The sequence below is a fragment of the Blastopirellula sp. J2-11 genome (assembly GCF_024584705.1).
Taxonomy (GTDB): Bacteria; Planctomycetota; Planctomycetia; order Pirellulales; family Pirellulaceae; genus Blastopirellula.
In genome coordinates this window covers 1,529,608-1,541,684 of record NZ_CP097384.1, presented here as the reverse complement: position 1 = coordinate 1,541,684, position 12,077 = coordinate 1,529,608, and the positions used below count along the sequence as shown (strand labels likewise).

Annotated in this window: 11 protein-coding genes; 3 read left to right on the top strand and 8 right to left on the bottom strand. The window is 58.3% G+C overall.

The annotated features are described in order from the left end of the window. Positions 1-124: 124 nt before the first annotated feature. From M4951_RS06400 to M4951_RS06390, 3 genes are all read right to left on the bottom strand, one after another. The gene (locus M4951_RS06400) at positions 125-613 is read right to left on the bottom strand and encodes a hypothetical protein (RefSeq protein ID WP_262025652.1); all 489 of its coding nucleotides are present in this window, start codon (positions 611-613) and stop codon (positions 125-127) included. Positions 614-726: 113 nt separating this feature from the next. Further along, on the bottom strand, positions 727-1,344 hold the full coding sequence (locus tag M4951_RS06395) for a hypothetical protein (RefSeq protein WP_262025651.1): 618 nt from the start codon (positions 1,342-1,344) through the stop codon (positions 727-729). Between the two features lie 95 nt (positions 1,345-1,439). Then, positions 1,440-2,294, bottom strand: coding sequence for a hypothetical protein (locus M4951_RS06390; RefSeq protein ID WP_262025650.1), 855 nt, complete (start codon positions 2,292-2,294; stop codon positions 1,440-1,442). A gap of 324 nt (positions 2,295-2,618) precedes the next feature. Here M4951_RS06390 and M4951_RS06385 point away from each other — a divergent pair, with 324 nt between their 5' ends. From M4951_RS06385 to M4951_RS06375, 3 genes are all read left to right on the top strand, one after another. Next, on the top strand, positions 2,619-3,746 hold the full coding sequence (locus tag M4951_RS06385) for a hypothetical protein (protein ID WP_262025649.1): 1,128 nt from the start codon (positions 2,619-2,621) through the stop codon (positions 3,744-3,746). A gap of 150 nt (positions 3,747-3,896) precedes the next feature. Beyond that, positions 3,897-4,736: a hypothetical protein gene (locus tag M4951_RS06380; protein WP_262025648.1), complete on the top strand. Its 840-nt coding sequence runs from the start codon at positions 3,897-3,899 to the stop codon at positions 4,734-4,736. A 21-nt stretch (positions 4,737-4,757) separates the two neighbouring features. Next, entirely contained in the window at positions 4,758-6,110 is a 1,353-nt protein-coding gene (locus M4951_RS06375) for a DUF11 domain-containing protein (RefSeq protein ID WP_262025647.1), read from the top strand. Between the two features lie 11 nt (positions 6,111-6,121). Here the strand turns inward: M4951_RS06375 and M4951_RS06370 are convergent, their stop codons facing one another. From M4951_RS06370 to rpsR, 5 genes are all read right to left on the bottom strand, one after another. Then, entirely contained in the window at positions 6,122-9,592 is a 3,471-nt protein-coding gene (locus M4951_RS06370) for an FtsX-like permease family protein (RefSeq protein ID WP_262025646.1), read from the bottom strand. A gap of 25 nt (positions 9,593-9,617) precedes the next feature. Next, positions 9,618-10,286 carry an ABC transporter ATP-binding protein gene (locus M4951_RS06365; protein WP_262025645.1) on the bottom strand — a complete coding sequence of 223 codons (669 nt, stop codon included), beginning with the start codon at positions 10,284-10,286 and terminating at the stop codon, positions 9,618-9,620. Positions 10,287-10,300: 14 nt separating this feature from the next. Then, on the bottom strand, positions 10,301-11,254 hold the full coding sequence (locus M4951_RS06360) for a prenyltransferase/squalene oxidase repeat-containing protein (protein ID WP_262025644.1): 954 nt from the start codon (positions 11,252-11,254) through the stop codon (positions 10,301-10,303). Then, the gene (locus M4951_RS06355) at positions 11,244-11,666 is read right to left on the bottom strand and encodes an acyl-CoA thioesterase (protein WP_262025643.1); all 423 of its coding nucleotides are present in this window, start codon (positions 11,664-11,666) and stop codon (positions 11,244-11,246) included. Before M4951_RS06355 ends, M4951_RS06360 begins: the two co-directional genes overlap by 11 nt. Before the next feature lie 121 nt (positions 11,667-11,787). Beyond that, on the bottom strand, positions 11,788-12,057 hold the full coding sequence (gene rpsR, locus M4951_RS06350; RefSeq protein WP_002651629.1) for a 30S ribosomal protein S18: 270 nt from the start codon (positions 12,055-12,057) through the stop codon (positions 11,788-11,790). Positions 12,058-12,077: the final 20 nt, after the last annotated feature.

Here is a 12,077-nt window from a genome sequence, read left to right as displayed (position 1 = left end):
ACATTGGGGGTGAGAGAAGAAAATGCGAAAGGGCGCTAGGTATTCGTCCGTCGAGACAAATTCTTAGCGGCGACAGCGCATTTTAACGCACAAACCGCAACCAGACACGCGGTTTCGTACGGGTTTACTCCCGCTCTTCAAAGCAGGTTTTCCAGACTTCGGCGCCTTTTTCATGCTCAGCGACCCCATGAAAGAACGACTTCATCGCCGTATCGGGATCACAGTCGTCGCAGTTCTCCCAAGCCAACAGCATCGGCCGATGGATCTTAAACGCGCCGCTCTCAACCGGAACGTAAGGGACAGCGACGATCAATTTGGATTCTGGCCAAAGATAGGCGCGATGTTCCAGGATGATCGCATCGTGCGTCACATCGTTGATGGTCACGCGACCATCAAACACAAAGACGCCGTCATCAGCCTCCATTTTGTTCGATTCGAGCCGCTCGACGCCGGCTTGGACGGCGATTTCCAGGTCGTCATGCTCCAGACGCTCCATCTGCCGCTCTCCATCCGGAGTCGCGTAGGCGAGAATCGGAATCAGTAGGTCTCCATCCGAGACGCACCAAACAGCATGAGCGGCGAAAAACCCGCCTAGCTCTGCGGCAGCAATCATGGGTGGTCTCCCTATTTTTCCAAATCAGTTTCAGGCGGAGAAGCGTCGCAGGACATCTCCGTCAATTCGATGCTGTTCCATGATCGGAAACGCCGGATTTGCTGGATCGCCGATCAAGTAGCGTCTTTGTTCTGCACCGAGAGCGACTCGATCATATCACGAAGACGATAAAAGTCACCCTGCGCCTCGGTGATTGAAACACCGGGATTCGCACGACGTAATTCTTTGACGAAGGCAACGAGATTATCTTCGTAGGCAAAGTTCGTCAACTCGCGCGTGGTGACTTTGGGTGAAGGGAGTTGAAAATCAATGCGAGCAGGCCGCCACTGGCCCCAGTCGAGTCCCTGGCGAAAATCGCCCCATTTTTCGACATCTTTCGTGCAGTAAAAGCCTTCCGCAAAGTCGACTCCCAAAAAAATACAGGTAGCGCATTTTTGGGGCACGTAGACTTTCGATTGCAGGAATTCATTATCCAACAAGACCGGTTCGGTGGGACCATCGATTTCGCATGCTCCATGATCCAAATGGAGACGGTGATGAATCTGCGGCATCGCTCGCGTGCAGTCGCTTCCATACAAATGCGGGCACTCTGAGCACTTCATCGGAACGGCGCCGCGCGTCCCCTCATACTCGTAGGGGACCGCTGGCTCGATGGGGCCATCTACTGGACAACGAGGGAAGTATTGGCGATGCATCGTAACTCCCAAGGCGGTCATGGATGAGGATTTCATGGAGTTACTCATGGTGAACATGCTCAAGCATACACCATATTTGTCGATGGCTCAAAGATACGCCGCATGTGATGGATGTCGCCGCTCGCCCCCCTTTACGGATGCACGAAGGTCGCTGAGGTGATCGGCTGGTTCAACTGCACATCCCGCAAATCGATCGTCCGCGTTTCGTGCGTCTCTATTTCCGGCCAAGCGTCCAGCGCCGCGCCGTCGATGATCGCCTGAAATTGAATCCGCCGCGGAACCGCGTCTTCCCTTCCCAAAGCGATGATCAGCGAGGCTGGAGTTCCCGGCGGAAGTTCGCTCCAGGCCGAGAATGCGCCGGATCGGATCTCCGCAGCGTGCTGCGGCAATCGTCTCGCCAGGGTTTCACGCTTTAAGATTCCCTTCATCACAAAGACATCTTCGTCGGCCAGTTTTCCGGCGCCGACCAAGACCAGATCATAATCTGCTTGCAGTTGTGATAGCAGGCCGGGAAGTCCCAATTCGGCCAGATGCATCTGCGGGCTATGCAGCGGAGTCGGCGTCTTGGTTTCGCTCGTCATCGTTTCTCGCTGCGTCGTGCAGCGCGTCCAAAGCTTTCGCCCATTGCTGATTTGCAACAAGCTCGACTGCTCGACGCCGCGTAGTTTTAGCTCTAGTCGGCGGAGGAGCGCCCCTTTTTCTAGATAGTATCCAGAACCGGCCGCTGCTGGCGTCGTGGTCGAATACTCGATCCGTGAGGTGATCGACGAGCAGGCCAAGACGCGCCGGATCGCGTCGGAGAGCAACTGATCGGCGTTTCGACCGGCCGAAGTCAAGCTTTCGCCGCTAGCAACCTCGGCCGCGACTGCCTGCGCAGCAGGAGAAAAAAAGGGCAACGAGGGAAACTCGATGGCGCAAACGGCGGTCAAAACCGCTAGCACGACGGCTGCAGTCAGCAGTGTCAAATTGCGCCGATTATTGCTCATATCAAGGTTTTGTCGGTTTTCCCAAAGATTCGCATCGTTCCGGGCCGAACATTAATGCCACGGAGTCTTCCTTGCGCGGTTTGTTCGTGCGGGAATTGGGATTGGCTGCTCGTCACGTCGAGCGGCGATTTTACGCTCTGTGACAGGAACAGGTCCACGTCAATCGGCGAATGCCGCCGGCGACGTTTGACAAATCAACTGAGTGAACCAAACCGAACGATAGCGAATCGCTTCAACTCTTGTACTGACCCGTGTCGGTTCCGAATCGGCGGCAAGAGCTGAGTGAGGGGGAAAACCATGAGACAGACTTTCTGGAAGTGGGCCATGCTGTCGCTGACAGCTGCGACGGTTGGCTGTCAAGCCATGCACACGCCGCACAACTTGCCGCCGGCGCAACAACTTCGTCACCCCGGTCCCGGCGTTGACGGTCCCGGCCCCGGAGTACTGACTCCGCCGCCGATCCAACAAGCGTCAGCCATGATGCCGATGGATCCAAACATGGGTCTGGGCATGCCTGGACCGGCGTCGACCAGCCAGATCTTGTTCGTCAAACCGGACGGGATGCAGGTTCAATGGGACGTAGGCGGAATCGGCTACTACGACTCGACGCCCCGCGTCGTGCCGTTCCCGGTTAACTTCCCCCAAGGCGGCATCTACCGCTTGAAGCTGACCAACATTCCGGGCGATCCCGGCGCCGAGCTGTACCCGACCATTGAAGTTGGCCCGGCTACTCCGCGTACCGACGCATTCCTGGCTCACAACGCGATTCCGATTCAGTTCACCGAAGAAGACTTCGCTCAGGTTCGTAGCGGCAACTTCGTAACGAAGGTGATCTACCTACCCGATCCCAACTATCAAGAGCTGGCCTTGGCCGACGTCGAAACGCTCGTCTCGACTCGCCTGGATCCCGGCGTCGATCCGATCATGGAAGCCGATCGCCGCGGCACGATCATGGCGATCACTCGCTTGGGCAACAAAGACCTGGAAATGCCCGGCGACGAACTGCAAGGCGGATTCGATCCGAACGTCATGGCTGGCGGCGGCATGATGCCGGCCATGGGTCCTGGCGGTCCGATGGGTTACCCCGGTTTGCCCGGCGGTCATCCTTACTCGGCTCCGTTTGTCGCTGGCGTCACCACGCCTGAATATGGCATGCCGTACGTCGGCACGCCGATCGGGTTGCCTGGTCCGGCTCACATTCCGTTGGGCGGCCCGGCCGGATTGCAAAAGCACGTGATGACCAATCACACGCACATGCACATTCCTGGTCCGACCGACAAGGTCAACATCCATGTCAAGCAGAAGCCGGGTCTCAGCTATCCGACTCCGCCGAACAAGGCTTGGATTGTTGAAGAAAACATGCACCACGCTCCAGCCTTCGGACAACCGCACGCCGATCGCCGCGAGTATATGCCCAGCCAAGGCGGCGGCGCCTACTGCCCTCCGCAGTAAGCGGAACGCTTTGGCCTGGGGGCAAACGTGAAACCATCGGCACGGTCGGCAGCTGCAAAGCGCGACCGTGCCTTTTCCCATGACAGGGGAACTGGGCGGACAAGGATGTTCGTTCAACATTGGCGCAGCCAGCAGCGAGACGGATCTTGCATGAATAGCTCTACCCGCCTTTACATGGCTTTGACCTTTGGCATGGCCGCAGTGCTGACTTGCAGCACGCTCGCCTTCGCTCAAGAAACCCCCAATCCGCACAAGCTGTATCACGAGGGTCTGCCGCCGGGCGCCATCGGTCAGTTGCAACTGCTGCAGAAACGCCCGGTCGCCGGCTGGTTTCAACCGGTCGAGATCGCGCCTCCCGCCGGAACCAAAGTCTCGTTCACCAACAACGGGCAATTTGGTCCCGATCTTCCGGCTCCGGCGATCGCCGGCTGTTTGATCGGTCAGGTCTATCGCATGCGGTTGAGCGAGATTCCGTTGAACCCAGGCGCCGAGCTGTACCCGACGGTCGAAGTGATTGATCGACTCTACCCGCCGCCGGGTCTAGAACTGAAATACCCGATTCCGGTCCATATCACGCAGGAAGAAATTCGCTACGCGATGGAAGGGAAGTTCGTAACGCGGATCATCTATCTCGAACCGCCGATCGACGCCGTTCCCGTGCGGCAAGAGAAAGACTTCCAGCCATTCTTCGAGGTTCCTCCCGGCGGCGATCCAATTCAGATTGCGGACGAACTGGGACGCCCCGTTGCGATCTTACGGATGGGCTCGCGACAACCGTCGCAGGAAGAACCGCAGGGCGAATTTGATTATCGCTCGCCGCCGATCATGGTTTACGACACCACCGCGATCCAACAGATGCCGCCGCAGCGCGTCGAGCAGGAAGCAATTCGCCAACCGGCGTTTCCGCGCGTTCCGCCGACCGCGTATCTGCCGCCGAATGTGGCGGAGCGTCCACTGTACGCTCCTCCCGGTAATGTTCAAACTCGCTAACACCTTCGCCGAATTGCCGTCATGAAATTTCGGAACTTGCGACAACTCGCTTTGCTGGCCTCGGCGCTGGGATTGCTGACGATCCCGGCTTGTCAAATCACCGACGTCAAAACGACGTACGGACCGACGAAGCCGATGTCTGGCATGAGTTTTCACGAAGCGGCGCCCGACGTGACGCCCGAAACGCCGCCCGCGCCGCAATATGCGGCTGCGCAGCCTGCCGAAGTTCCGCCGGTCGAAAATCAATATCCCATTCAATTGACTTCCGGTGAAGAACCGGCCAACGTTCCGCCTCCAGAACATTACTACCAAGCGGTAGCGCCGATCGCCCAGCCAACTTCCGGCATGCCTTGCCCCAGCGGACCATGCGGACCTGGCTATGGAAATTGCGGACCCGGTGGAAATTGCGGCCCCGGCGCCTACGGCTGCTATCCAGTCACGTCGTACGACACGACCCCTCCTTGCTGGCCCGAAGACGAATACATCTACGATGGCGGCGATCGCAATCAACAAACGATGATCGGCGCCGACTTCAGCATTCGCGGTTTCGACATTGAAGACACCGTCGCTCACTACGATACGCTCGACGGCCAGCGGAAGGTGACTCCCAGCAATCGCGTTTGCGTTTATGCGCCTCGCTTCGCCGCAGTTCGCAAGATCTACGGGCTGTCGGCCGGCCTTAAAAACCAACGTCTGGTCGCGAGCCGCGCCGACCTGGAACTGCAAAGTCAAAACCACAACGGCATTGCGACCAACATCAATCAACCGGTGCAGCCAGAGCGAAACCTCGGCGCCAGAACCGCGACGATCTTCCGCGATCGCACCATGGGCGTTGGGCTCGAAAATCGCCAGATCTTGATCCAGTTTGTCAAAGAGTTCCAAGCCTACGAAGACTTCAGCATCATGAAGGTCGGCGTCTACGACGCGTCGCAGAAAGCTCGCCTGGCGACCAGCATTCAAAATGCGATCGCGTGGACCGAAAACCAAGCGGTGCAAGTCACCATCGAAGGCCAGCAGGCGCACGAGGGAACCTACGAACTAAATCCGCAAGAAGCGGTGATGTTCGACTTGGATGGCAAGCCCTGCTTACGAATCGTCAAAGCGGCTTCGACCGACGACGCTCTGCCGGGCGACATTGTTGAATTCACGCTTCGCTTCGACAACCTGGGCGATCAGCGAGTCGGCAATGTGACGATCATCGACAACTTATCGCCTCGCTTGGAACTGGTCGAAGGTTCTGCTCAGTGCAACATCGACGCCGAATTCATAACGCAGCCGAACGAGAAAGAATCGCTGATTCTCCGCTGGGAGATCAAGGACTCGCTCGAGGTCGGCGAAGGGGGCGTCTGCCGCTTCAAATGCCGCGTTCGCTAACCGGCGAGCGGTTACTCGCCGCGTAAAGCGGGAATCAGCGGCGTTCGCAAGGAAGATCGCGCGGTCCATAGCCCTGCGATCAAGCCAACCACAAAGATCAGTCCCAACATCACCGTCAAAGTTCCCCACGGAACGCCGGCAGCGCCAAACAGCATGTGCGGCAAGACCGCGACCAGGGCCGCCAAGACGCCGGTTCCTAGTCCGGCGCACAACAGCGCCGCGTTTTCTAGCAGCACGAGCCGCACCAAACGATTGCGGCGAAATCCGGCCGCTTGCAGCAACGCAAGTTCGCCGCGCCGTTCGATCACGTTGCGTGCCTGAACCGTCGCCAACCCAAAGGTTCCGAGCAACAGCCCAAGTGCGCCAAGACTTTGAAACGTCGAGAGATACGTATTCTGCACCGCTAACAAGTCGATCAATGTCTGCTTTGCATCGGTCGCGTCAAATCCATCTTCGCTCAAACGATCTTCCAACACGGATGCGACCTGTTCGGTTTCTCCCGGCGGCGTTTGAATCAAAAACATCCGGTAGCCGCTGGTATCGGGAAAGCGATCGAGCAAATTCTGTTCGCTGACGATCAAGCTTCCCTGCAGAATGCTGTTCGAAAGGAGCCCGGCGACCTGGTATTGGGTGGTCCGTCCATCCGGATCAGTCGTCTCGAAGGTTTCACCGACGCCGCCAAACAGATGGAGCGCATACATCGCCGTGTTCTTATCAAGCGCGCAGGGTATCGGCGCGTTCTCGCCATCGGCCGATTTCTCCAACACCAACCATGGATTCGCCTTCGCTTCTGGCGTTGTCGCCACGGTTCCCGCCCACTCAAACTGCGCCGCGCCCTCTTGCGAGTAGTGGGAGATCATCTGCGGCGTCGCCCCCAGCACGCGTGGACTGTTCGACTGATACAAGTTCAAGCAACTTGCATCGTCCCCCGGTTGCATCCGCATCGCCAAGATAGACGTTTTCGCCAGCAGCGGTTCGTCGGTTTCGCGAAATCCTTGATCGTAACGGCCGGCCGGCGAATTCAGGTCGTGGAAGATCGGCTGCGTGCTTTCGGCGATCAAGTCCACGCCGCCGGTTCCGCTTTCGGTCGGCGCCAAACGAAAGCTGCTGATCGCGATGATCAAAAACGACGCCGCGCCGACCAGTCCAATCGTCAACGTACTCCGTCCCGGATTGCGCGCCGCGTTGCTTAGCGCCAACTGCGATAGTTGGAAACCAACGCCAGCAGAACGTTCGGTCGCGCGCCACTGCAGATATCGCCGCTCCAGAAACATCAGCGCCGCCAGCATCGCGGCTCCAGCGCCAAAGAAGGCGCCGGCTTGAGCTTCGCCTGCTAACGTGGTCGCCAATACCGCTAATCCGATCGAAGCCGCAATCAGAGCTCCGCCGACATAAATCATCCAACGGCCTTGTCCCGGTTGTTGATCTTGCGACGACGCGGTTTGCCCTGCTAATAAAGCTCGTGGTGATGTTTTCCGCAATCGCCGCAGCGCCCAAAGAATGGCGCCCAACGAAGCGAATACGCCGCTCGTCAATCCAATCAGCAGCGTCGCTGGATTATCAAGATGCAACTGCAAGAACGGCGTCACCACCGCCGCGACCCACCACGTGCGTAGTCCATACAGCATCACCCAGGCATAACCAACGCCCAGGATCACCCCCAACAGTCCGCCCAACGAAGCGACTATCGTCGCTTCGATCAGCAACATCGCGCGAATCGCTTTCATTCGCAAACCAACCGCCGCTTCCAGTCCTATTTGACGTGCTCGCTGGTCAACGCCTAATTGGAACAGCAGCAAAGTCAGCATCAGCGCCGCCGCAATAATGAACATGCTGAAACCGAGGAACAATCCGTTGAACGGCGTCGTACCGCTAGCCGCTCGCAGCGCATTCTGGCGAGCGAGCAAAAAGCGGAAACCAAGTTCCTCTTTGCGCTGATTGAGCGCGGCTTCGACATCGGCGATCAGTTTTTCTTTCGCCATCGCCGCAACCGGTATCCGTATCGACGTCGCGTCGCCGAACCGACTTCCCCACAGTTTTTTGCCGGCGCTCAGCGAAACATAGGCCTTCGGCGTGGTGCGATAGTTCTCCCAATATTCGTCATCGACTCCACGGATCCGACGATTGTCGAACGGAAACGGCGGATCCCAATCGTCAATCGAATCTTGATCGGTGATCCCTTCCACTTCCGGCGTCAGGTCTGGATCGTTCGCCGTGGTCGGCGGCTGGTCGAACTCGGCCGGACCTCTTCGCGAGGCCGGACTATCAGGCTGCGTTAAAGGCGTAATCGCCGCTACTTGAAACTGGTGCGATGTCTCTTTGGCGATTCCGTGCGAACTCTCCGGCTCAAAGTAGGCGATCTCGATCCGATCACCAATCGCGGCCCCCAGTTGCTCGGCGGACCAGGAGTTCAAGATGATTTGATCCTCCGCCAGCATTCGTATCGGTTCGCCGGTGGCATCAAGCAGCGGATAGGCCAACGACGCCGGGTCGAGCGCCGTCACGGTCGAATAAGGAATCGCTTCGTCGTCGGTCGCTTTCTTTTCGATCGACGTCGCCAAATAGGTAAAGATCGAAAATGCTTGCGGGCCCGCCGCTTGTAAGATCGCTGCTTCCGCCGCATCGCCAAAGATCATTCGCGACGAACTGAGTTGGTAGTAGTCGAAAATCGTTTGCGGGTCTTCCCCTTCCGCCGTGAACTCTTGTCGCACTTGATCGAAGCGATAGCCGAAATCATCCAAGGAGAGCGTCAACTTGTTCGCCAACTCTGCGGCGGTTTGCTGGGGGTCATGCGCGGCGACCAGAATCGCGTTCGCTTTGTTCGGTTGGTCCAGCGAATCTTCCAGCAAAGGGAGCGGAACGAAGGCATTGAGCGGCGCCTGTTGATTCGGAAACAGCCCGAATCTCCCCAATCCTTGGGCCGGAATGATCGCCGCAACTTTCAACCGTGGAATTCCCCTTACGCGGCCTGACTTCTTCCCCAGCGGACTATCGGCCGGCACATCGTTGGACGAAGGCAAGCGAATCGCGACTTCATCTCCCACGGCGACGTTCAGCTCGGCCGCTAATGGCGCATTCAGAATGATCGAGTTGTCGCCGTCGAACTTCGGCGGTTTCGACTGCGGGTTCAGCTTCCAAAACGAATCGTCCACGCCAAAGATCGAGACGCCGCCGGCCAGACGCAGATTGTCGCCGCCGGCATGTTCGACGCTGCCGCGGAGCAAGATCATCGGCGCCGTCCGTTCGTTTCCAGAGGCGAGTTGCGTCGCTCGATCCTGCGCAAAAAAGCGATCCGCCAAGACGACGTGCGTTACGTCTCCCAAACGATCCAACGACAAGTCCCGCAGACTCCCCTGAACCGAATCGCCGACCAGCAGCGCTCCGGTCAGAACCGCGGTCGCCGCGGCGACGCCCAGTCCAACCGCCAGGTTGATCGAAAAATAATAACGTGCGCTGCGAAGCGCAAGTCGCATTTGATCCATGCCGACTATCTCCTGCGCGCGTCGTTTAGGTAAGACGTCCATCGTCGAGACTTCGCCGCGCGGCGAACATCTCGGCCAACTCCATGCTATGCGTCACCGCGATCAGCATCGCGTTCTCTTGCGCCTGCAAATCGAGCAACAGCCGGCCGATCGTTTCGGCGTTGGTTCGATCGAGATTACCGGTCGGCTCATCCGCCAACAGCAGACGCGGCTGATGAATCAAACTGCGTGCGACGGCGACCCGTTGTCGCTCGCCCCCAGACAGTTCGGCCGGTCGATGACTGATTCGCGAGGTGAGTCCGACTCGTTCGATGAGATACTTGGCCCGCTCCACCAATTCGCTGGTCGCAGCGCCGCTGGCCAATGTCGGCACCAACACATTCTCCAGCACCGACAACTGCGGCAGCAGATGATGATCCTGAAAGATGAACCCAATTTTGCGATTGCGGAAATCGGCCAGTTGCGGCTCGGCCAGGTCAAACGGATTTTGTTCGTCGAGCGTCACGCTGCCGCTTGTCGGCGACTCGAGCGCGCCGAGACAGTAGAGCAGCGTACTTTTGCCGGAACCGCTCGGCCCCAGGATCGCCAGATTTTCGCCGGCATTCAGCGACAGACCGGCTTGCTGAAGCACGACCAGCGGTTCGCCGCGGGTCGGATATTCTTTACGCAGTGAAACAACGTCGAGATCGGACATGGCGGCGAGTGCGTCTAAGGATGCAAGATCGCGAGGCCGCCTAAGCCGTAAAACGTATATTCGACATCGGCGACTTCGTCCCAAACGGCGCCAAAGAAGCCGCCGTCAGGTTGTTGTAGACCTTCAACGTAACGCATCGCTGCGGCGGTGTCGATCTCGTGCAGCGCCCCCAGATCGGTCAACGTCAGACAACCGGTAAACGTGCTCAGCAGATCGGCGATCGGAATCCGCGTGTTGGCTCGCAGTCCTCCTTCGTCATTTTGCATTTCGAGCAAAAAGTCGATCGCACCGTCGGCCACTTCTTGATCCAACCCATCAATAATCCGCAGCGCGCCGATCGCGGCGGCGGTAGGATTGGTGCCGGCTCGCTTACTCGCTCGAATCTCGCGAAAGCCGCCATCGTCCGCTTCTTGGGAAAGCAGAAAATCGCGAATTCGCGCTGGCTGCACAATCGGCCGCTCAATCAGTTGCAAACAGAGGAGCACCAAGAAAGTGTGATAGGTGCTGCTGGCCGAACCAAGCTCTCCTTTGGCGTAACCGCCGTCATCGCGGCGCAATTTCTCAAGCGCCGCAGCGACTTGCGATCGCCAATCGTCGGCGGCGCCGGCGAAGACTTCGACTCCGGCACTATTTTCCAGCAGACCGGCGCCATAGATCAGCGAAAGAAAGTCGACAATCGTCTCTTGTCCGCCGAGTTTCGATCGCAAAAAGTCACATGCGCGGTCCGCCAGATCGCCGTGCAACTCGCCCAGGATCGCCAATGAGCGGAGCGCGAACGAAGTGTAATAGAGATCACTGGGGCCTTCGCGTCCGCCGAACCCGCCATCAGCTTGTTGCCGTGCGGCGATAAAGCGCGTGTGGCGATCACGGATCTCGGCGTCTACTTCGCCCAGCCCCATCGCAATGCGGACCGTCAATTCCGGCAGATAGTTGTTCATCAGCGCGCCCCCGATTGTTCTAGGCGACAAGATAAGGGGTGATCTTGTCGCGAAACCAAACAGGCGTTTCGATCGACTGCGGCGGCAGCGCATGATAAATACGGCAGCAAACAGCGGTCGTTTCGCCGGTTGCGACTGGTCGACCGTCATGCGTGAACTTGAATCCGTACGTCACGCTTTTGGCGCCCATCTTTTTCACGACGATCGAAATATCGATCTCGTCTTCAAATCGAACCGGACTTTGAAAGTCGCAGCGGATCGAGACCCGCGGCCAACTGATCGTCGCGTCGCCGTCCGGCGTATGGACCGATAGCCCGACATGCCGTAGGAACTCGTGCTCGACTTGTTCCATGTACACGGCGAACGCCGAGAAGTGCATGATGCCGGCGGCGTCGGTGTCACGAAATTCGACCCGTCGCTTTGTGTGGTAAACCTCAGGCATGGCGCGAGCTCTTCGTTGGCGTTCGATTCAAATCAGCGCACGCAAAAAGCCTGCACAGGTGGGCAGGCTTCCTTCGTTCGCAGCGTGCGTCGGCAGGGACGTCCCTTTCTGGGAAAGGACGTTAGTCCTTCACGTACGGCAGCAAAGCCATGAATCGGGCGCGTTTGATCGCCTGCGTCACAGCATGTTGGCTGACCGCGGTGCAACCGCTCTTGCGACGACCGACGATCCGGCCATGGCGATTGGTCAGCTTTTTCAGCAGCTCAACGTCTTTGTAGTCCACGAACATCGGTCGCGGGCGTTTGCCGTCGACGAAGATCGGGTCTTTGCGTGTGACGCGGGCTTTGGTCTTCGCCCGTTTACGAGCCTTGAATCGGTTGGCAGGCTTCATAGCATCCTATGGAATCGAAA

Coding starts and splice junctions, on each gene's coding strand:
- M4951_RS06380 (WP_262025648.1), top strand. CDS start 3,897: ATGAATAGCTCTACCCGCCTTTACATGGCTTTGACCTTTGGCATGGCC.
- M4951_RS06395 (WP_262025651.1), bottom strand. CDS start 1,344: ATGAAATCCTCATCCATGACCGCCTTGGGAGTTACGATGCATCGCCAA.
- M4951_RS06355 (WP_262025643.1), bottom strand. CDS start 11,666: ATGCCTGAGGTTTACCACACAAAGCGACGGGTCGAATTTCGTGACACC.
- M4951_RS06400 (WP_262025652.1), bottom strand. CDS start 613: ATGATTGCTGCCGCAGAGCTAGGCGGGTTTTTCGCCGCTCATGCTGTT.
- M4951_RS06385 (WP_262025649.1), top strand. CDS start 2,619: ATGCTGTCGCTGACAGCTGCGACGGTTGGCTGTCAAGCCATGCACACG.
- M4951_RS06375 (WP_262025647.1), top strand. CDS start 4,758: ATGAAATTTCGGAACTTGCGACAACTCGCTTTGCTGGCCTCGGCGCTG.
- rpsR (WP_002651629.1), bottom strand. CDS start 12,057: ATGAAGCCTGCCAACCGATTCAAGGCTCGTAAACGGGCGAAGACCAAA.
- M4951_RS06370 (WP_262025646.1), bottom strand. CDS start 9,592: ATGGATCAAATGCGACTTGCGCTTCGCAGCGCACGTTATTATTTTTCG.
- M4951_RS06390 (WP_262025650.1), bottom strand. CDS start 2,294: ATGAGCAATAATCGGCGCAATTTGACACTGCTGACTGCAGCCGTCGTG.
- M4951_RS06365 (WP_262025645.1), bottom strand. CDS start 10,286: ATGTCCGATCTCGACGTTGTTTCACTGCGTAAAGAATATCCGACCCGC.